Origin of the sequence: Streptomyces flavofungini (assembly GCF_014650815.1) — a bacterium.
In the GTDB taxonomy this organism is placed as follows: domain Bacteria; phylum Actinomycetota; class Actinomycetes; order Streptomycetales; family Streptomycetaceae; genus Streptomyces; species Streptomyces flavofungini.
Map to the genome: position 1 here is coordinate 33,669 of NZ_BMVR01000004.1, position 19,799 is coordinate 53,467.

Here is a 19,799-nt window from a genome sequence, read left to right on the forward strand (position 1 = left end):
AGCAGGGGGTCCTGTGCGGTCCTGCTGTCAACCGTACGAATCCTAAGCCGAGTGGCGACAGGGGCGACCGTCGGCCGGTTTGCGGTCCGATGCCGGGACATTGCGGGACTTACGCCTCTGCGACCGGGGATGACCGGCCGCAGGGCCGGGGAAGGCTGCCCCTGCGGGCCGGGGGCGACCGCCCCTGAGGTCGGGGCGGGCGGCCCCGAGGTGCGCCCCCGTCCCCACATATCGCGCACTCGTGACGACAGTCATGGACGAGTGATAACTTCGAGAGGGAGCGAGACCGCGCCCCGGCGCGTCCGACCCCGCCCCGGCCAAGGCCCGCGCACCGGCCCCCGCCGCCCCCGACCGAGGAGGCCGCACCTCATGAGTCCCTTCACCGGTTCCACCGCCCGCACCCCCGAGTGGGAACATCTGCGCCTGACCGTCGACGACGGCGTCGCCACCGTCACGCTCGCCCGCCCCGACAAGCTGAACGCCCTCACCTTCGGCGCCTACGCCGACCTGCGCGACCTGCTCGCCGAGCTGTCCCGGGAGCGGTCCGTGCGGGCCCTCGTCCTCGGCGGCGAGGGCCGCGGCTTCTGCTCCGGCGGGGACGTGGACGAGATCATCGGCGCGACGCTCGCCATGGACACCGCGCAGCTCCTCGACTTCAACCGCATGACCGGCCAGGTGGTACGGGCCCTGCGCGAATGCCCGTTCCCGGTGGTCGCCGCGGTGCACGGGGTGGCCGCGGGTGCGGGCGCGGTGCTGGCGCTCGCCGCGGACTTCCGGGTGGCCGACCCGTCGGCGCGGTTCGCGTTCCTGTTCACCAAGGTGGGGCTGTCCGGCGGCGACATGGGCGCGGCGTACCTGCTGCCGCGCGTCGTCGGCCTCGGCCACGCCACGCGCCTGCTGATGCTGGGCGAGCCGGTGCGCGCCCCCGAGGCCGAGCGCATCGGCCTCCTCAGCGAACTGACGGACGAGGGCAGGGCGGGGGAGGCCGCCGCGGCCCTGGCCCGCCGCCTGGCCGAGGGCCCCGCCCTCGCGTACGCCCAGACGAAGGCCCTGCTCACCGCCGAACTCGACATGCCGCTCGCCGCGGCCGTCGAGATGGACGCGGCGACGCAGGCGCTGCTGATGAACGGCGAGGACTACGCCGAGTTCCACGCGGCGTTCACGGAGAAGCGGGCGCCGAAGTGGCAGGGCCGATGACGGCGCCGGGGGACGAGCCCGTCCGGCGATTGAGGACGAGCGCGCAGCGCGATCAGCGGAGGCCCGTCCCACCCGAGGGGAAACGCCCACCCCCGGAAGGTCGGCCCGCCCCCGCCAGGGGGTCCACGCCCACCACGCACCCGGTGGCCCCCGTCCCCCCGGTCGGCGAGGCCCACCGCATCGCGGTGATCGGCGGCGGCCCCGGCGGCCTCTACGCCGCCGCCCTCCTCAAGCGCCTCGACCCCGACCGCGAGGTCACCGTCTGGGAACGCAACGCCCCCGACGACACCTTCGGCTTCGGCGTGGTCCTCTCCGACGAGACGCTCGGCGGCATCGAGCACGCCGACCCGGTCGTGTACGCGGCGCTGCAGGCGGAGTTCGTACGCTGGGACGACATCGACATCGTGCGCGGCGGCACCCGGCACAGCTCCGGCGGCCACGGCTTCGCCGCGCTCGGGCGGCGCTCCCTGCTCGCGGTCCTGCACGAGCGCTGCCGCGACCTCGGCGTCGACCTCCGCTTCCGAACAGAAGCACCGCCCGCCGCCGAACTCGCCACCGCGTACGACCTCGTGATCGCCGCGGACGGCGTGCACAGCCTCACCCGCGAGGCGCACCCCGAGGCGTTCCGCCCCACCCTGACCAGCCACCGCTGCCGCTACATCTGGCTCGCCGCCGACTTCGCCTTCGACGCGTTCCGCTTCGAGATCGCCGAGACCGAGCACGGCGTGATGCAGCTCCACGGCTACCCGTACCAGGCCGCGACGGCCACCGCCCCCGGCGCGTCCACCGTCATCGTCGAGATGCGCGAAGAGGTGTGGGAGGCCGCCGGGTTCGCGGACCTGGACGCGCCCGCGTCCGTCGAACGCTGCGCCAAACTCTTCGCGGACGCGCTCGGCGGCCGCGCCCTGCGCTCCAACAACTCCTCCTGGCTCACCTTCCGCACCGTCGTCAACGCCCACTGGTCGCACGGCAACACCGTCCTCCTCGGCGACGCCGCCCACACCGCGCACTTCTCCATCGGCTCCGGCACCAAGCTCGCCGTCGAGGACGCGCTCGCGCTCGCCGCCAGCCTCCAGGAGCAGCCCGACATCCCCGCCGCCCTCGCCGCGTACGAGACCGAGCGCCGACCCGTCGTCGAGTCCACGCAGCGCGCCGCCCGCGCCAGCCTGCAGTGGTTCGAGGAGCTGCCGACGTACCTCGACCAGCCGCCGCGGCAGTTCGCGTTCAACCTGCTCACCCGCAGCCGCCGCGTCACGCACGACAACCTGCGCCTGCGCGACGCCCACTTCACCGAGGCCGTCGAACGGGACTTCGGCTGCCCACCCGGCACCCCGCCGATGTTCACGCCGTTCCGCCTCCGCGACCTCGAACTCCGCAACCGCGTCGTCGTGTCCCCCATGGACATGTACTCCGCCGAGGACGGCGTACCCGGCGACTTCCACCTCGTCCACCTCGGCGCGCGGGCGCTCGGCGGGGCCGGCCTGGTCATGACCGAGATGGTGTGCGTCAGCGAGCACGGCCGCATCACGCCGGGCTGCGCCGGCCTCTACACCGACGAACAGGCCGCCGCCTGGACCCGGATCGTCGACTTCGCCCACACCCAGGCCCCCACGACCGCGCTCGGCGTCCAACTGGGCCACTCCGGCCGCAAGGGCTCGACGAAGCTGATGTGGGACGGCATGGACGAGCCGTTGCCCGCCGGCAACTGGCCGCTCGTGGCCCCGTCCTCCCTCCCGTACACCCCCGGAAGCCACACCCCGCACGCCCTGGCCGCGGCCGAACTCCCCGCCATCCGCGACGCCTTCGTGTCCGCGGCCCGCCGCGCCGCCGCCGCCGGCTTCGACCTCCTCGAACTCCACTGCGCCCACGGCTACTTGCTCTCCAGCTTCCTCTCCCCCCTCACCAACCACCGCACCGACGCGTACGGCGGCTCCCTGGAGGGCCGCCTCCGCTTCCCCCTGGAAGTCTTCGACGCGGTACGCGACGTATGGCCCTCGCCCCGCCCGATGACCGTCCGCATCTCCGCCACGGACTGGGCCGACGGCGGCAGTACCGCGGACGACGCGGTCGCCGTGGCCCGCGCCTTCGCCGCCCACGGCGCCGACGCCATCGACGTCTCCACCGGCCAGGTCGTCTCCGACGAACGACCCGCTTACGGCCGCTCCTACCAGACCCCCTTCGCCGACCGCATCCGCAACGAGACAGGCGTCCCCGTCATCGCCGTCGGCGCCATCTCGTCGTGGGACGACGTCAACTCCCTCCTCCTCGCCGGCCGCACCGACCTGTGCGCCCTGGCCCGCCCGCACCTGTACGACCCGCACTGGACGCTGCACGCGGCCGCCGAACAGGGCTACACGGGCCCCGGCGCGTCCTGGCCCGTCCAGTACCGCGCGGGCAGTCGCCGCCCCCAGACGGGGCGAACGGACGCGCCGAAGCCGCGGTTGTCGTTGGGGGGTTGAGGCTGGGGGCCCTGCGGGGCTTTCCCCAAGTCCGCCCCTTTCCCGAAACTGGGGCTCCGCCCCAGACCCCGCTCCTCAAACGCCGGAGGGGCTGAAAACTTGCCCGCACATTCTCAGCCCGTCGTGGGGGTCCCCCCTGCTCCTTAAGAGCTTGGGGGAGATTGAGGACGAGGCGCGGAGCGCCGACAAGCGGGGGTCCGGGGGCGCAGCCCCAGGTTTCGGGAAGGGGCGGGACTGGGGAAAGCCCCGCGCAGCGGCCGCCGTTCAGCCCGACCCCGACCCCGACCCCGACACGAACCCCCGCCCCGCCTCCCCGAGGCGCTCGTCCAACCCCCGGAACACCTCCGCCGCCCGCACCCCCGGCCACTCCGAAGGCAGCAACTCGGCGGGCAGCCCGGGATCGGCGTAGGGGAGGTGGCGCCAGGAGTCCAGGGCGAGGAGGTGGTCGCGGTAGGCCTCCTCGGGGGGTGTGGCGGCGCGGGACTGCCAGGTGCGCAGGACAGGCTCGTGGCGGTCGAGGAAGGCCTCGTGCTGTTTGGCGAGGGACGTCAGGTCCCACCAGCGGGCCACCGCCTCCGCCGTCGGCGTGAAGCCGAGGTGTTCGCCGCGGAACAGGTCCACGTACGCGGCGAGGTGGAGGCGTTCGAGGGTGTGGCGGGTCTCCTCGTAGAGGTGGGCCGGGGCGATCCACACGCCGGGTGCCGCGCTGCCGAAGCCGAGGCCCGCGAGGCGCGAGCGCAGGACGTGCCGCTTGCTGCGTTCGGCCTCCGGGACGGAGAACACGGCCAGGACCCAGCCGCCGTCGTCCGCGCGCCGGTCGGCCCACGGCCAGTAGATGCGGCGGTCGCCGTCCTCCAGGAGCTGCCGGGCGTCGGGGGAGAGCGCGTACCCCGCGCCCCCGGTCGCCGTGCGCGCGGGCAGCAGCAGGCCGCGCCGCTTCAGGCGGGACACGGAGGACCGCACGGACGGTGCGTCGACGCCAACGGGGGCGAGGAGGCGGACCAGTTCGGCGACCGCGACCGGCCCGGGCGCCGAGCGGTCGTCCGGGGCGGACCCCGGCCCGGACGGCCCCGGCCCACCGATTCCGGCCGCCCCGGGCGCAGCCCGGCCGTACGCCCCGTAGAACGTGACGATCAGAGACCTGGGAGTGTGCTGCTCGGACACGTGATCACTCTAGGCCCCGGACGCGGGGCCGGGCTCGCGGAGGCGGAAGCGCTGGAGCTTTCCCGTCGCCGTGCGCGGCAGCGTCTCCAGGAACACCACCTCCCGGGGGCACTTGTACGGCACCAGCTCCGCCTTCACGAACTCCCGCAGCCGCTCCGCGTCCGCCGCCGCGCCCGCGCGCAGCACCACGTACGCCACGACCACCTGCCCGCGCCGCTCGTCGGGGCGGCCCACGACCGCCGTCTCCACCACGTCCGGGTGGCGCAGCAGCGCCTCCTCGACCTCCGGGCCCGCGATGTTGAACCCGGCCGAAATGATCATGTCGTCCGCGCGCGCGACGTACCGGAAGTAGCCGTCGCTGTCGCGGACGTACGTGTCGCCCGTGACGTTCCAGCCATGGCGTACGTACTCCCGCTGGCGGGGGTCGGCCAGATAGCGGCAGCCGACCGGGCCGCGCACCGCGAGCAGCCCTGGTTCGCCGTCCGGCACCGGCACGCCTGCCTCGTCCACCACGCGCGCGTGCCAACCGGGCACGGGCAGGCCCGTGGTGCCGGGGCGGATCGCCTCGTCGGCGGCGGAGATGAAGATGTGCAGGAGTTCCGTCGCGCCGATGCCGTTGATGATGCGCAGGCCCGTGCGTTCGTACCACGCCTGCCAGGTCGCAGCCGGGAGGTTCTCGCCCGCGGAGACACAGCGGCGGAGGGAGGGGAGGGGAGAGAGGGCGGAGAGGGGGGCGGCGGTGGCGGTGGGTGAGGCGGTGGTGGGGGACGCCTCTTGCGAGGGTGACTCGGCCTGGTCGTCCGGCGGTGGCTCCGCGAGCGCGTCCAGCATCGCCCGGTACGCCGTGGGCGCCGTGAACAGCACCGTCACCCCGTGCTCCGCGATCGCGGGCAGGAGCTGCTTCGGGCCCGCCTGTTCCAGGAGCAGGGACGACGCCCCCGCGCGGAGCGGGAAGACGACCAGGCCGCCGAGGCCGAAGGTGAAGCCCAGCGGGGGGCTGCCCGCGAAGACGTCGTCGGGGCGGGCCTTGAGGACGTGGCGGGCGAAGGTGTCCGCGATCGCGAGCACGTCCCGGTGAAAGTGCATGCAGCCCTTGGGGCGGCCCGTGGTGCCGGACGTGAAGGCGATGAGGGCCACGTCGTCGGCGGCGGTGTCCACGGTGGTGTACGCGGCCGGGGGGCGGGCCGCCGCGCGGGCGAGGAGGTCGTCGGGGCCCGCGCTGCCGTACGTCGTGACGCGCAGGCCGGGGACCCCGGCCTTGGTCAGGTCGTCGACCGCGCGGATGTCGCACAGGGCGTGCGAGACCTGCGCGATCTCGCAGATCGTGGCCAGCTCCTGGGTGCGCTGCTGGGCGAGGACGGTCACCGCGACCCCGCCCGCCTTCATCACCGCGAGCCAGCACGCGGCGAGCCGCGGCGTGGTGGCGCCGCGCAGCAGCACGCGGTTGCCGGGGACCACGCCCAACTCGTCGGTGAGGACGTGCGCGATCCGGTCGACCTGCTCCCGCAGCTGCCCGTACGTCCAGACGGCGCCGTCGGCCGTACGGAACGCGGGCCGCTCCGTGCCGTACCGCTCGGCCGAGCGGTCGAGCAGCTCGGTGCCGCAGTTCAGGCGGTCCGGATAGTGCAGCTCGGGCCGGTCGCGGACCAGCGCGGGCCACTGCTCGCGGGGCGGCAGGTGGTCCCGCGCGAAGGTGTCGACGTGGCCGGATGTCTCCATGGTGCCTCGCCCCTTTGCCGGTCGGGCGTAGTGGTGCGCCAGCCAGACGAGCGTATCGTGATGGTGACGACAGTCAACGGTGCGCGATAAACGCGAGGGCGCGATCAACGCGAGGGAGCGGGCGCGCGAGGGGAGAGGACCGGGATGACCGCATTCTCGCTCAATCCGGAAGAGATCGCCCGATGTGAACGGCTCCGGGAGCTGGCCGCCGAGCGGCTGCTCCCCCTCGCCGACCAGGGCGAGCCGGGCCGCGTGAACCGCCCGCTGGTCCAGGAGCTGGGCGAACTCGGCCTCCTGGACGGCCTGTTCGACTCCGGCGCGCTCGAACTGTGCCTGCTGCGCGAGTCCCTCGCCCGTGTCTGTACGGAGGCCGAGACCGCCCTCGCCCTGCAGGGCCTCGGCGCCCACCCCGTGCACACCTACGGCTCCCCGGCCCAGCGCGACCGCTGGCTCCCGGCCACCCGCGCGGGCCGCGCCGTCGCCGCCTTCGCCCTCTCCGAGCCCGGCGCCGGTTCCGACGCGGCCGCCCTCGCCCTGACCGCCGTGCCCGACGGCCCCGCCACCTGGCGCCTGACCGGCGAGAAGTCCTGGATCTCGAACGCGCCCGAAGCCGACTTCTACACCGTTTTCGCCCGGACGACCCCGGACGCGGGCGCCCGCGGCGTCACCGCCTTCCTCGTCCCCGCCGACCGCGCGGGTCTGACCGGCGCCCCCCTCGCCATGCTCTCGCCGCACCCCATCGGCACCCTCGCCTTCGACGGCGTCCGCGTCGGCGCCGACGACGCCCTCGGCGAGCCCGACCGGGGCTTCCGCGTCGCCATGACCACCCTCAACCGCTTCCGCCCCAGCGTCGGTGCCTTCGCCGTCGGCATGGCCCAGGCCGCCCTGGACGCCACGCTCGCGCACACCGCCGGGCGGGACGCGTTCGGCGGCAAGCTCAAGGACCTGCAGGCGGTGTCCCACCAGGTGGCCGAGATGGCGACCCGCACGGAGGCGGCACGGCTGCTCGTGTACGCGGCCGCGGCGGCGTACGACCGCGGCGAACCGGACGTCCCGGGGCGCGCCGCGATGGCGAAGCTGTTCGCCACGGAGACCGCCCAGTTCGTCGTCGACACCGCCGTCCAGCTGCACGGCGCCCGCGCCCTGGCCCACGGCCATCTGCTGGAGCACCTGTACCGCGAGGTACGGGCGCCGCGCATCTACGAGGGCGCCAGTGAGGTCCAACGGACCGTCATCGCCAAGGAGTTGTACGGGAGGGAGCCGGACGGGACGGCCTCGGGCGAGACGGCGTCGGGAGGGAAGCAGCCGAGAGGGGCCGGGTCCGCCGATCCGGCTGCCGGGACAGCAGTCGATCCGGCCGCCGGGACAGCAGTCGACCCGGCGAACGCAGCGACGACCGCGACCGCGAAGGAGCGCACCACCGCATGAGCCTCGACCGACTCAACCCCGCCGACCTCTCTCCGCCCACCGGCTTCTCGCACGCCGTCGTCGCCACCGGCGGCCGCCTCGTCTTCCTCGCCGGGCAGACCGCCCTCGACACCGAGGGCAAGGTCGACGGCGGGGGCCTGCCCGAGCAGTTCGAGCTGGCGCTCACCAATCTCCTGGCCGCCCTGCGCGCCGCGGGCGGCACCCCGGCCGACCTCGCCCGCGTCACGGTGTACGCCACCGACGTCGCCGACTACCGCGCCCACGCCCCCGAACTCGGCCGGATCTGGAAGAAGTTGGCGGGCCGCGACTATCCGGCGATGGCCGTGATCGGCGCGGTGCGGCTGTGGGACGAGGAGTGTCTGGTGGAGCTGGACGGGATCGCCGTGCTCGACTGACCTGCCCGGACCCGGCCGGGGGCGGCGCCATGCGCTCGTTCCCGCCGGCCGTGCCTCCGTGGGCAAGGAGCGAGCCGCATGCCGCAGACCGAACTCGGCGTGGGCCCCGTCGCGTACGACGACAGCGGCGGTGACGGCCTGCCCGTCGTCCTGGTGCACGGGCCCGCCCAGGACGGCACGGTCTGGCAGCACGTCGTCGACCGGCTCGGCGCCCCCTTCCGCTGCCTGGTGCCGACGCTCTCGTACGGCAGCCATCGCGTACCGCTGAAGCCCGGCGCCAGGCTCACGCCGCGCACGATGGCGCTGCTCGTCGGGGAGTTCGCGGACGCGCTCGGGCTCGGGGACGAGACGGTGTTCGTCGAGAACGACGGCGGGCGGCTGCAGCAGCTGGTCGCGGAGCGGCCCGAGCGGTTGGGGCGGCTGGTGATCGCGGGCTGCGAGGCCTTCGACAACTGTCCGCCGGGCGCGGGCGGCAAGCTGCTCGACGTGGCGTCCCGGATGCCCGGGGGCATCGCGCTGCTCGCGCACGGGCTCGCCGTCCGCCCGCTGCGCCGCGTGCCCGGCACGGGGTATGCCGTGATGGCGCACCGTCCCGTGCCGCACGACCTCATCGACGGCTGGATCGAACCACTGCGCAAGAACCCCGTCGCGCGCCGCGTGCTGGTCGACTATCTGCGGGCCGTCAGCAAGACGGACCTGATGGCGGCCGTCGAGGGCCTGCGCGCCTACGACCGCCCCGCCCTGGTCGTCTGGGGCAGGCAGGGCCGCATGATGCCGCCCGAGCACGGCCGCCGCCTGGCCACGCTGCTGCCCCGGGGACGCCTGGTCGAGCTGGACGACTGCGGCACGCTGATCCCCCTCGACCGTCCGGACGGACCGGCCGACGCGATCCGGGAGTTCGCCGACGAGAAGTGAACCGGACCTCGCGCGGTCCGACCGGACCGCACGGGATCTGATCGGACCGCACGGGACCCGGCCGGGCCGGACCTCGCGAGGCCTCGGCGGATCTCACGCCCGCGGTGCGAACTTCCGCGACGAGAACACCGCGTCGTCCCGCGCGCTCACGCCATCCGTCAGCCACCAGTGCGTCGGCGTCGACCCGTACGTCCCTTGCAGCTTCGTCCACGTCCAGGAGAGGACCACCTCGTCCTTGCCGTCGCTGTCGAAGTCGGCGGCGGCGTGCACCTGCTTCCAGCCGCTGGCGGCGGGGACGCGCATGCCGTCGACCCGGGCGGGCGGCTTGCGGACGAGCCGGCCGGTCCGGCGGTCGCGGTCGATGAGGACCGGGGTCCGCGGGTGGTCGCGCAGGAGCGCGTCGCGGCCGTCGCCGTCGGGGTCGACGGCCGTGTACGAGCCCAGGCGGGCGATCCTGGGCACCCGGTACGTGCGCACGGTGCCGTCTCCGCCCGGGTAGACGGCGTAACTGCCGTGGACGTCGGCGCTCTCCTTGGACGCGCCGGGTTCGTCGTTGCGCTCGCCGTCGTCGCCGACGGCGAGATCGCGGGTGCCGTCGCCGTCGAAGTCGCCGAACGCGTGGCCGTTGCCCTTGCGCACGGTACGGCTCGTGGCGGCGAGGCCGCCGTCGGAGCGGGCGGCGAAGTACTCGCCCGCGGACTGCTCGCCGTCGTTGCCGTAGTGCACGTACACGCCGGTGGTACGCGGCTTGCCCGCTGCGGGCGGTTCGTCCGCGGAGAGGGTGCCGTACGACGCCGGGCCCGCGTCCGCCAGCGGGCGCCGCTCCGTGCGCGCCGCCGCGCCCGCCCGGGAGAACGGGCCGAACAGCAGCGCCACGGACGTGCCGTCCGCCCGCAGCCCCGCCAGGTCGTGGCGCCCGTCGCCGTCGAAGTCGCCGCGCACCGTCCCGCTGTAACCCTCCGCCGCGTCCTGCGCGGGCAGTCGGAGCCGGGTCGCTGCCCCGGCGCGCCGGGGTCCGGCCGGGCCGCCCCACGTCACGTACTCGACACCGCGCTGCGCCAGGCCGGAGGGACCCCGCTCCTGCGCGGGCACGTCCTCGCCGCCCCGGGTGACGAAGTCAGGGAAGCCGTCGTCGTCCAGGTCGGCGGTCGTGTCGGGGAGCGGCGCCTCGGTCGACGGGGGTTCGGCGGCGGGCAGCCCGAGCTCGCGCGACGTGTACACGGTGCGGGTCGTCGGGTCCAGGCCGCGCGCGGAGCCGAAGACCACGGCGACGGCGGGCGGCGGGCCGCCCTGCTGTCCGGGCGAGGGCACCGCCGCCTTCATGAGCAGGTCGCGGTGTCCGTCGCCGTTGATGTCGTCGGGGTCGGCGGAGCCGCGACCGGGCTTCGGCGGGCGGCTCTTCGTCGGTACGACGTCCGGGGCGCGCGCGGCGGACGCGTTCCCGCCCGACGTGCCGGACCCGTCGGCACCGGACCCGCCGCACCCCGCCAGGAGGGCGAGCGCGGCGCAGACGGCGAACGGGCGGGTCACGGTGCGAGCAGGCATGGGGCACACCTTCACACCGGGACCCGCCCGGACTCCAGCGCCGGCCGGTAACCACCGGCCAGGGCGCCTCAGATGTCCCGGAACGTCTCGATCTGGGCGCCGACCGAGTTCAGCCGCTCCGCCAGGTCCTCGTAGCCGCGGTTGATCACGTACACATTGCGGAGCACCGACGTGCCCTCGGCCGCCATCATCGCGAGCAGCACCACCACGGCGGGCCGCAGCGCGGGCGGGCACATCATCTCGGCGGCGCGCCAGCGCGTCGGGCCCTCGACGAGCACCCGGTGCGGGTCGAGGAGCTGCAGGCGTCCGCCGAGGCGGTTGAGGTCGGTGAGGTAGATCGCGCGGTTGTCGTAGACCCAGTCGTGGATGAGGGTCTTGCCCTGCGCCGCCGCCGCGATGGCCGCGAAGAAGGGGACGTTGTCGATGTTGAGCCCGGGGAAGGGCATCGGGTGGATCTTGTCGATGGGCGCCTCCAGCTTGGAGGGGCGCACCGTGAGGTCGATGAGGCGGGTGCGGCCGTTGTCCGCCGCGTACTCCGCCGACCGGTCGTGGTCGAGGCCCATCTCCTCCAGGACCGCGAGCTCGATCTCCAGGAACTCGATCGGCACCCGCTTGACCGTCAGTTCGGACTCGGTGACGACGGCGGCGGCCAGCAGGCTCATCGCCTCGACCGGGTCCTCCGACGGGGAGTAGTCCACGTCCACGTCGATGGTGGGGACGCCGTGCACGGTCAGCGTGGTGGTGCCGATGCCCTCGACCTTGACGCCGAGCGCCTCCAGGAAGAAGCACAGGTCCTGGACCATGTAGTTGGAGGAGGCGTTGCGGATGACCGTCGTGCCGTCGCTGCGGGCGGCGGCGAGCAGGGCGTTCTCGGTCACGGTGTCGCCGCGCTCGGTCAGCACGATCGGACGGTCGGGCGTGACGTCGCGGGCGACCTCCGCGTGGTACAGCCCCTCGGTCGCGGCGATGTCCAGGCCGAAGCGGCGCAGCGCGATCATGTGCGGCTCGATGGTGCGGGTGCCGAGGTCGCAGCCGCCCGCGTAGGGCAGCTTGAAGTGGTCCATGCGGTGCAGGAGCGGGCCCAGGAACATGATGATCGAGCGGGTGCGGCGGGCGGCCTCCGCGTCGATGGCGTCCATGTCGAGCTGCGCGGGCGGCACGATCTCCAGGTCGACACCGTCGTTGATCCAGCGGGTGCGCACGCCGATGGAGTTGAGGACCTCGAGGAGGCGGTAGACCTCTTCGATGCGGGCGACGCGGCGCAGCACCGTGCGGCCCTTGTTCAGCAGCGACGCGCACAGCAGGGCGACGCAGGCGTTCTTGCTCGTCTTGACGTCGATCGAGCCCGAGAGGCGACGGCCGCCGACGACCCGCAGATGCATCGGCCCGGCATAGCCCAGCGAGACGATCTCGCTGTCGAGCGCCTCGCCGATACGGGCGATCATCTCAAGGCTGATGTTCTGGTTGCCCCGCTCGATGCGGTTGACGGCGCTCTGGCTGGTGTTGAGCGCCTCGGCCAACTGCGCCTGAGTCCAGCCGCGGTGCTGCCGGGCGTCACGAATGAGCTTGCCGATGCGTACGAGGTAGTCGTCTGCCATGGGTGCAGGCTATCTCAGATATGAGATGGCGTAAGCGTTGGGGTGGGCCATTGGTGGAGTGACCGGTATCGAGCGGAGCGCGGGGCCAGCTCGCGCCCGCGGGAGCCGCCCGGCGCCCGGGAGTTGAGCCGGGCCGCACCGGGCGCCGGGCGCGTCGTCCGCCGCGCCCGGCGCCCGGTCGGCCGAAGCCGACCGAGGTCACGGGCGGTCAGCCGCAGCCGCACGACCCGCGCGGCCGGCCCGCCGCCCGCGTCACCCGGGCGGCGGCCGCGCGCCCCGACGGCGACTCGCCGTCGTGCACCACTGTGCCTCCGGCGAGCGTGAGCCGCACTTCGGCGCCGCTGATGTCGGCTACCGGACACCGCGTCACATCACGGTCGAGCAGCACCAGATCCGCCTGCTTGCCCGCCTCGACGGTTCCGGTGAGATGCGCCATACGAAGCTGTCGCGCGGCGCCGAGCGTGTGCATGAGCAGCGACGACGTGCGGCTGATGCCCTCCTTGGCGCGGTAGAGGTCGCCCTCTCCTTCGGCGTCCGTGCCGCGCCGGTCGACGGCGGTGCGCACCTGGTTCCACACCTGGAGCGGATCGACGGGCCAGTCGGAGCCACCCGAAAGCCGCGCGCCGTGCGACTGCAGGCCGCGCGCCGGGTACAGCCAGCGGTGGCGCGCCGCGCCGAGGTAGGGGAGCAGCGCGTCCACCGTCCAGGCGTTCCGTGTCGCCCATTGCAGCTGCATACAGGCGACGACGCCGAGTTCGGCGAACCGGCGCAGGTCGGCCGGGTCGACGAGCTGCAGGTGCGCGATGGTGTTGCGGACGTCGCGGCGGCCGGTCCGGCGCAGCGCGTAGGCGTAGCCGTCGAGGGCGGTGCGCACGGCCCGGTCGCCGATGGCGTGCGCGTGCAGCTGCCAGCCCTCGGCGTTGCAGGCGGCGGTGAGCCGTCCGAAGTCCGCGGCCGACACATACAGGTCGCCCCGGTGGTCGGTGGGCTTGCCGTCCTTGTCCAGATACGGCTTGAGGAGGGCGGCGGTCTGCGCCGGATGTTCGATGACGCCGTCGAGGAAGACCTTGACGGTGCCGAACCGGAGCCCGCGCACACCGTCGAAGTCGGCGCGCAGCTTCTTCGCGTACGCAACCGCACCGCGCGGGTCCTTGGCCTGTTCGGAGGTGAGCCGGAGTGCGGGCACGATCCGCTGCGGCAGCTTGCCCGCCGCGGCGAGCGCCCGGTACAGGGCCAGCTCCTCCGCGCCCGTCACCGCTTCCATGAACGTGGTGATCCCCGACGCCGCCGCCTCGGCGAACACCTTCGCGGCGGCGGCCACGAGCGCGGCCTCGTCGGGCTCGGGGATGTGCCGGGACACCAGGGGCTGGGCGTCGTCCTTGAGCACGCCGGTCGGCTTGCCGTCCGGCCCCTTGACGATCTTGCCGCCGATGGGGTCCGGCGTAGCGGCGGTGATCTTCGCGATGTCCAGCGCGCGCTGATTGACCCACATGTTGTGGCCGTCGCCGCCGCGCAGGACGACGGGGCGGCGGGTGGGCAGGGCGTCGAGCATCGAGTGGTGCGGGGCGGTGCCGCGCGGAAGGAGCCCCACCGGGTTCCAGTCCTCCACGACCAGCCACCCGTCGGGCTCGTCGCCGGACGTGTCCTTCAGGAACCCGGTGAGGGTCTTCCGCAGGTCCTCGGCGGTCTGCTCGGCCCCGTCGAGCGACGGCCGGAGCGACCGGGAGGCCGCGTCCGTCGGGTGGGCGTGCCCGTCGTGGATCCCGCTGAGCAGGCTGCCGCCGTGCCCGTCGACGACCTCGGTGTCCCGTCCGGCGAACCGCCGCACCTCGGCGTCCGACCCCACCGCGAGGATCCGCCCGTCCCGCCCGACGGCGACCGCCCGCGCGGGCCCGGACCCGCGCACGCCGGTGAACACCCGCGCGTCGTGCACCACGAGCGCGGCGGCGCGGCGGGGTCCGCGCGCGGCCGGGGCGGCGGCGGAGGCGGGGGCGCCGGCCGCGGCGACGAGTCCGGTGGCCCCGACGGCACCGGCGGCGGCGAGCAGACTGCGCCGGGCGAGTCCCGAAGACGGCGGCGTCGGCGCGTTCGGCGGCTTCGGCGCGGGCGGTGCGGACGGCTCGGCAGGCATGGTCACTCCAAGGCGCATACGTCGGCTGGGTCGTGACCGCACGCTGCGTGAGTAACCCGTTAACCAGAACCCACCCCGAACGACGAATTCCGCAGCCCCGCACACGCGAGATCCCCGACCGCACGCCCGCACGCCCGCGCGACCCACGCCCGCACCCCCCTCCGCCGTACCCCCCTTCCGCCGCACCCTCTTTCCGCCGCCCCCCTTCCCTCGCGGCCCCCCGTCCGTACGATGTCCGCGTGCCGGACAGCGGACCGACCCTCGCCGACATCGCGCGCGCCGCCGAGGTGTCGACCGCGACCGTCTCGCACGCGCTCAACGGCACCGGGCGGCTCGCCGACGCGACCCGGCGCCGGGTCCGCGCGACGGCGACCGCCCTCGGCTACGGCGCCCCGCGCACGGGCCCGCGCACCCGCACCCTCGGCATCGCCGTCACCACGTTCCCGGGCCCGTGGAACTACACCGAGATCGCCTACTTCGCGCGCGCCGTCACCGCGGCCACCGCCGCCGCCCACGCGCACGGCTACGCGCTCACCACGCTGCCCGCCGACCGCGTCGCCGACGCCGCCTGGCACACGCTCGCCGTCGACGGCATGCTCATCGCCGACAGCCCGCCGGGCGACCCGATGGCACGGGCCCTGCGCGCCCGCGGCATCCCGCTGGTCTTCGACGGCGTCCCCGGCGACGTGCACGAGGGCGACCACTGGATCGACAACGACCACACCGCCACCACCCGCCAGGTCCTTGACCACCTGACGGCCGCCGGTGCCCGGCGCATCGCCCTGCAGTCGGGCAGCGGCACCGAGACGTACGCGCGCGTGGTGACGGAGACGTACGAGGAGTGGTGCGCGGCGCACGGCGTCGCGGCCCGCGCCGTGCGGTTCGAGGAGGCCGACACCGAGGGCCGGACCTTCGACGGGCTGCTCACCGGCGCCGACCGCGCCGACGCCGTGTACGCCGCGTACGACCCGGGCGGCCGCCAGCTCCTCGCGGCCGCGCGCCGCCACGGACTGCGGATCCCCGAGGACCTGCTCCTGGTGTGCGCGAGCGAGGATCCGGGGTACGCGGAGACCGCGCCGCCCGTCACCACCGTGAGCCTCAACCCGGAACTCATGGCCCGCGCGGCCGTGGCCCGCCTGGTCGCCCTGGTCGAGGGCGCCCACCCGCCGGCCCCCGGCCCGACCGCCGTACCGGCGGCACTCCACGTGCGGACCTCGTCCGGACGGACCTCCCGCCCCCGCGCCCCGCAGGCGCGCCCGCCGCGATGAGCGCACGCTCGACATGAGGGCCCACCCGACCCGCACCCGGCATCAGCGCACGCCGGACCTCCGCTGTGACAGGGCAGCGGGGCGCGCCTCGTCGCCACGGCGGGTCATGTACTAGAGTTATCTCGACATCGAGATATCTGCCGAGGCGCGCCGCGGCCGCACGCCATCATCGAGTCCGATCGGTAAGGGTTACCTAACTTAGCCTTACCTTAGCGGATCGGCGAGAAGTCGTAGCGGCAGGATGCGGTGGACTGCGCACATATATGAAGGAGACTGTCGTGTCGGCGAACAGCTTCGACGCCCGCGCCACGCTGCGCGTGGGCGACGAGTCGTACGAGATCTTCAAGCTGGACAAGGTCGAGGGCTCCGCACGCCTTCCCTACAGCCTGAAGGTTCTCCTGGAGAACCTGCTCCGCACCGAGGACGGCGCGAACATCACCGCCGACCACATCCGCGCGCTCGGCTCCTGGGACTCCCAGGCGCAGCCGAGCCAGGAGATCCAGTTCACGCCGGCCCGCGTGATCATGCAGGACTTCACCGGCGTGCCGTGTGTCGTGGACCTCGCCACGATGCGTGAGGCCGTGAAGGAGCTGGGCGGCGACCCGGCGAAGGTCAACCCGCTCTCCCCGGCCGAGCTGGTCATCGACCACTCCGTCATCGCCGACAAGTTCGGTACGAAGGACGCCTTCGGCCAGAACGTCGAGCTGGAGTACGGCCGCAACAAGGAGCGCTACCAGTTCCTGCGCTGGGGCCAGACCGCGTTCGACGACTTCAAGGTCGTCCCGCCGGGCACCGGCATCGTCCACCAGGTCAACATCGAGCACCTGGCCCGTACGGTCATGGTGCGGGGTGGCCAGGCGTACCCCGACACCCTCGTCGGCACCGACTCGCACACCACGATGGTCAACGGCCTCGGCGTGCTCGGCTGGGGCGTCGGCGGCATCGAGGCCGAGGCCGCGATGCTGGGCCAGCCGGTCTCCATGCTCATCCCGCGCGTCGTCGGCTTCAAGCTGACCGGCGAGCTGAAGCCGGGCACCACCGCCACGGACCTCGTGCTCACGATCACCGAGATGCTGCGCAAGCACGGCGTCGTCGGCAAGTTCGTCGAGTTCTACGGCGAGGGCGTCGCCGCCACCTCGCTGGCGAACCGCGCCACCATCGGCAACATGTCGCCCGAGTTCGGTTCGACGGCTGCCATCTTCCCGATCGACGGGGAGACGCTGAACTACCTGAAGCTGACCGGCCGCTCCGAGCAGCAGGTCGCGCTCGTCGAGGCGTACGCCAAGGAGCAGGGCCTCTGGCTGGACCCGGCCGCCGAGCCGGACTTCTCCGAGAAGCTGGAGCTGGACCTCTCCACGGTCGTCCCGTCGATCGCGGGACCGAAGCGCCCGCAGGACCGCATCGTCCTCGCGAACGCCGCCCAGCAGTTCGCCGTGGACGTCCGCAACTACGTCTCCGAGGACGAGGAGGCGGGCAAGGAGTCCTTCCCGGCCTCCGACGCCCCGGCCACGTCGAACGGCGTGCCGTCCCGCCCGACCACCGTCACGGCCCCCGACGGCTCGACGTACGAGATCGACCACGGCGCCGTCACGGTCGCCGCGATCACGTCCTGCACCAACACGTCGAACCCGTACGTGATGGTCGCCGCCGCGCTCGTCGCGAAGAAGGCCGTCGAGAAGGGCCTGACCCGTAAGCCGTGGGTCAAGACCACCCTCGCCCCGGGCTCGAAGGTCGTCACCGACTACTTCGACAAGGCGGGCCTCACCCCGTACCTCGACAAGGTCGGCTTCAACCTCGTCGGCTACGGCTGCACCACCTGCATCGGCAACTCGGGCCCGCTGCCCGAGGAGGTCTCCAAGGCCGTCAACGACCACGACCTCGCGGTCACCTCGGTCCTCTCCGGCAACCGGAACTTCGAGGGCCGCATCAACCCCGACGTCAAGATGAACTACCTGGCGTCGCCGCCGCTGGTCGTCGCGTACGCCATCGCGGGTTCGATGAAGGTCGACATCACCAAGGACGCGCTCGGCGTCGACCAGGACGGCAAGCCCGTCTTCCTCGCCGACATCTGGCCGACCGAGGCCGAGGTCAACGACGTCGTCGCCAACTCCATCGGCGAGGACATGTTCAACAAGTCCTACTCCGACGTGTTCGCCGGTGACGCCCAGTGGCAGGCGCTGCCGATCCCGACCGGCAACACCTTCGAGTGGGACACCGAGTCCACGTACGTCCGCAAGCCCCCTTACTTCGAGGGCATGACGATGGAGACGACCCCGGTCGCCGACATCACGGGCGCCCGCGTCCTCGCCAAGCTGGGCGACTCGGTCACCACCGACCACATCTCCCCGGCCGGTGCGATCAAGGCCGACACCCCGGCGGGCAAGTACCTGACGGAGCACGGCGTCGAGCGCCGCGACTTCAACTCGTACGGCTCCCGTCGCGGCAACCACGAGGTCATGATCCGCGGCACGTTCGCCAACATCCGCCTGCGCAACCAGCTCGCGCCGGGCACCGAGGGCGGCTACACCCGCGACTTCACCCAGGCCGCGACCGCTGACGCGGCTCCGGTGTCGTTCATCTACGACGCCTCGCGCAACTACATCGAGCAGGGCACCCCACTGGTCATCCTGGGCGGCAAGGAGTACGGCTCCGGATCGTCCCGCGACTGGGCCGCCAAGGGCACCGCGCTCCTCGGCGTCAAGGCCGTCATCACCGAGTCGTACGAGCGCATCCACCGCTCGAACCTCATCGGCATGGGCGTCCTGCCGCTGCAGTTCCCGGCGGGCCAGTCCGCCGAGACCCTCGGCCTGACCGGCGAGGAGACCTTCTCCTTCACCGGCGTCACCGAGCTGAACAACGGCACCACCCCGAGCACGGTGAAGGTCACCACCGACACCGGCGTCGAGTTCGACGCGGTCGTGCGCATCGACACCCCCGGCGAGGCGGACTACTACCGCAACGGCGGCATCATGCAGTACGTGCTGCGCTCGCTGATCCGCAAGTAAGCGGCGGCGCACAGCGGTTGAGGGCCGCACCCCGTCCACCGGACGGGGTGCGGCCCTCCGGCCTTTTGCGCTAGACGGGCCAGCCGCCGTACGGGACCGTGATCAGTTCCATGGCGTGGCCCGACGGGTCCAGGAAGTAGACGCCTCGGCCGCCGTCGTTGGTGTTGATCTCGCCCGGCACCTTCTGGTGCGGGTCGGCCCAGTGCTCGACGCCGCGGGCCTCGATCTTCTCGTACGCCGCGGTGAACTCCTCCTCGGAGACGAGGAACGCGTAGTGCTGCGGTGTGAGGGACTCGGCGGGGATCGTGGCGAAGTCCAGGGTGACCGAGTTGTTCAGGTCGACCGCGATGAACGGGCCCCATTCCGCGGTGATGTCGAGTCCCAGCAGGTCGGTGAAGAACTCTGCGGACTCCCGGTTGTCCCGGGCGTGGACGATCGTGTGATTGAGCTGGACCGGCAAGGAATGCCTCCATGGGCATGTCCCGCACCTCCATGCCTCACCCAGGCGGTGACCGGCACGCGATGCTGCCGGGGATCTTAGGCAGGGGCGGCGCGCGCTGTCGAGCGCGTTCCTTCGGTCAGTCGTGTGCGGGCTCGGCGCCCACCAGTGCGAGCAATCCCGGGAAGCGGGCGTCCAGTTCCCTGCGGCGCAGCACCACCGAGCGGCTGTTGCCGTTGTCGACCATGCGGAGCAGGCCCGCCTCCCGCATCACCTTGAAGTGGTGCGACGTCGTCGACTTCGACACCGGCAACTGGAAGTAGGCGCAGGTGCGTTCGGCTTCCTCGGGCTCGCGCAGGAACTGGGCGATCACAGCGAAGCGCAGCGGGTCGGCGAGCGCGTGCAGGACCGTGCGCAGGTCCATCTCGTCGGGCCGGGGGTGGCCGTCTTCGTCCGGCATGGCGGCTCGGTCCTTTCGATCGGCTCGGGACAACAGGTTCTACTTGCATCGTACCTCCTGTGCGTGCCAAGGTCAG

General features: G+C 73.2%; 14 protein-coding genes. 7 read left to right on the plus strand and 7 right to left on the minus strand.

The genetic code is table 11. The features are described 5' to 3' along the window. The first annotated feature begins 369 nt into the window (after window positions 1-369). Window positions 370-1,197 carry an enoyl-CoA hydratase family protein gene (locus IE274_RS10560; RefSeq protein WP_190115401.1) on the plus strand — a complete coding sequence of 276 codons (828 nt, stop codon included), beginning with the start codon at window positions 370-372 and terminating at the stop codon, window positions 1,195-1,197. Beyond that, window positions 1,194-3,656 carry a bifunctional salicylyl-CoA 5-hydroxylase/oxidoreductase gene (locus IE274_RS10565; RefSeq protein ID WP_372447128.1) on the plus strand — a complete coding sequence of 821 codons (2,463 nt, stop codon included), beginning with the start codon at window positions 1,194-1,196 and terminating at the stop codon, window positions 3,654-3,656. Before IE274_RS10560 ends, IE274_RS10565 begins: the two co-directional genes overlap by 4 nt. Window positions 3,657-3,920: 264 nt before the next feature. Here the strand turns inward: IE274_RS10565 and IE274_RS10570 are convergent, their stop codons facing one another. Together IE274_RS10570 and IE274_RS10575 are read right to left on the minus strand one after the other, a co-directional pair. After that, window positions 3,921-4,820 carry a PaaX family transcriptional regulator gene (locus IE274_RS10570; RefSeq protein WP_190115403.1) on the minus strand — a complete coding sequence of 300 codons (900 nt, stop codon included), beginning with the start codon at window positions 4,818-4,820 and terminating at the stop codon, window positions 3,921-3,923. A gap of 9 nt (window positions 4,821-4,829) precedes the next feature. Then, the gene (locus IE274_RS10575) at window positions 4,830-6,539 is read right to left on the minus strand and encodes an AMP-binding protein (RefSeq protein WP_190115404.1); all 1,710 of its coding nucleotides are present in this window, start codon (window positions 6,537-6,539) and stop codon (window positions 4,830-4,832) included. A 144-nt stretch (window positions 6,540-6,683) separates the two neighbouring features. On the opposite strand from IE274_RS10575, the gene IE274_RS10580 reads away from it, so the two are divergent. From IE274_RS10580 to IE274_RS10590, 3 genes are all read left to right on the plus strand, one after another. Then, entirely contained in the window at window positions 6,684-7,967 is a 1,284-nt protein-coding gene (locus tag IE274_RS10580) for an acyl-CoA dehydrogenase family protein (RefSeq protein ID WP_229909448.1), read from the plus strand. Next, window positions 7,964-8,362 (plus strand): RidA family protein, encoded by a 399-nt coding sequence (locus tag IE274_RS10585; protein ID WP_190115405.1) that lies wholly within the window; start codon window positions 7,964-7,966, stop codon window positions 8,360-8,362. The genes IE274_RS10580 and IE274_RS10585 overlap by 4 nt, the downstream gene beginning before the upstream one ends. A gap of 78 nt (window positions 8,363-8,440) precedes the next feature. After that, window positions 8,441-9,277 carry an alpha/beta fold hydrolase gene (locus tag IE274_RS10590; RefSeq protein WP_190115406.1) on the plus strand — a complete coding sequence of 279 codons (837 nt, stop codon included), beginning with the start codon at window positions 8,441-8,443 and terminating at the stop codon, window positions 9,275-9,277. Window positions 9,278-9,370: 93 nt separating this feature from the next. Here IE274_RS10590 and IE274_RS10595 read toward each other — a convergent pair whose 3' ends face one another. The 3 genes from IE274_RS10595 to IE274_RS10605 form a co-directional block, all read right to left on the minus strand. Beyond that, window positions 9,371-10,822, minus strand: coding sequence for a hypothetical protein (locus IE274_RS10595; RefSeq protein WP_190115407.1), 1,452 nt, complete (start codon window positions 10,820-10,822; stop codon window positions 9,371-9,373). A gap of 68 nt (window positions 10,823-10,890) precedes the next feature. Continuing rightward, window positions 10,891-12,420, minus strand: coding sequence for a UDP-N-acetylglucosamine 1-carboxyvinyltransferase (locus IE274_RS10600; RefSeq protein WP_190115408.1), 1,530 nt, complete (start codon window positions 12,418-12,420; stop codon window positions 10,891-10,893). Between the two features lie 208 nt (window positions 12,421-12,628). Beyond that, window positions 12,629-14,551 carry an amidohydrolase gene (locus tag IE274_RS10605; RefSeq protein ID WP_229909449.1) on the minus strand — a complete coding sequence of 641 codons (1,923 nt, stop codon included), beginning with the start codon at window positions 14,549-14,551 and terminating at the stop codon, window positions 12,629-12,631. A gap of 239 nt (window positions 14,552-14,790) precedes the next feature. On the opposite strand from IE274_RS10605, the gene IE274_RS10610 reads away from it, so the two are divergent. Continuing rightward, window positions 14,791-15,819 (plus strand): LacI family DNA-binding transcriptional regulator, encoded by a 1,029-nt coding sequence (locus tag IE274_RS10610; RefSeq protein WP_190115409.1) that lies wholly within the window; start codon window positions 14,791-14,793, stop codon window positions 15,817-15,819. 278 nt (window positions 15,820-16,097) lie between these two features. Then, a complete protein-coding gene (gene acnA, locus IE274_RS10615) occupies window positions 16,098-18,824 on the plus strand; it encodes an aconitate hydratase AcnA (RefSeq protein ID WP_307822160.1) in 2,727 nt (908 codons plus the stop codon). A 70-nt stretch (window positions 18,825-18,894) separates the two neighbouring features. Here acnA and IE274_RS10620 read toward each other — a convergent pair whose 3' ends face one another. Further along, window positions 18,895-19,284, minus strand: coding sequence for a VOC family protein (locus tag IE274_RS10620; protein ID WP_190115411.1), 390 nt, complete (start codon window positions 19,282-19,284; stop codon window positions 18,895-18,897). A gap of 118 nt (window positions 19,285-19,402) precedes the next feature. After that, window positions 19,403-19,723 carry an ArsR/SmtB family transcription factor gene (locus IE274_RS10625; protein WP_190115412.1) on the minus strand — a complete coding sequence of 107 codons (321 nt, stop codon included), beginning with the start codon at window positions 19,721-19,723 and terminating at the stop codon, window positions 19,403-19,405. Between the last annotated feature and the right edge of the window lie 76 nt (window positions 19,724-19,799).

Excerpts from the sequence above, each read along its gene's own strand:
- IE274_RS10560 (WP_190115401.1), top strand. The coding sequence starts at position 370 with ATGAGTCCCTTCACCGGTTCCACCGCCCGCACCCCCGAGTGGGAACAT.
- IE274_RS10565 (WP_372447128.1), top strand. The coding sequence starts at position 1,194 with ATGACGGCGCCGGGGGACGAGCCCGTCCGGCGATTGAGGACGAGCGCG.
- IE274_RS10575 (WP_190115404.1), bottom strand. The coding sequence starts at position 6,539 with ATGGAGACATCCGGCCACGTCGACACCTTCGCGCGGGACCACCTGCCG.
- IE274_RS10580 (WP_229909448.1), top strand. The coding sequence starts at position 6,684 with ATGACCGCATTCTCGCTCAATCCGGAAGAGATCGCCCGATGTGAACGG.
- IE274_RS10585 (WP_190115405.1), top strand. The coding sequence starts at position 7,964 with ATGAGCCTCGACCGACTCAACCCCGCCGACCTCTCTCCGCCCACCGGC.
- IE274_RS10590 (WP_190115406.1), top strand. The coding sequence starts at position 8,441 with ATGCCGCAGACCGAACTCGGCGTGGGCCCCGTCGCGTACGACGACAGC.
- IE274_RS10595 (WP_190115407.1), bottom strand. The coding sequence starts at position 10,822 with ATGCCTGCTCGCACCGTGACCCGCCCGTTCGCCGTCTGCGCCGCGCTC.
- IE274_RS10600 (WP_190115408.1), bottom strand. The coding sequence starts at position 12,420 with ATGGCAGACGACTACCTCGTACGCATCGGCAAGCTCATTCGTGACGCC.
- IE274_RS10605 (WP_229909449.1), bottom strand. The coding sequence starts at position 14,551 with ATGCCTGCCGAGCCGTCCGCACCGCCCGCGCCGAAGCCGCCGAACGCG.
- IE274_RS10625 (WP_190115412.1), bottom strand. The coding sequence starts at position 19,723 with ATGCCGGACGAAGACGGCCACCCCCGGCCCGACGAGATGGACCTGCGC.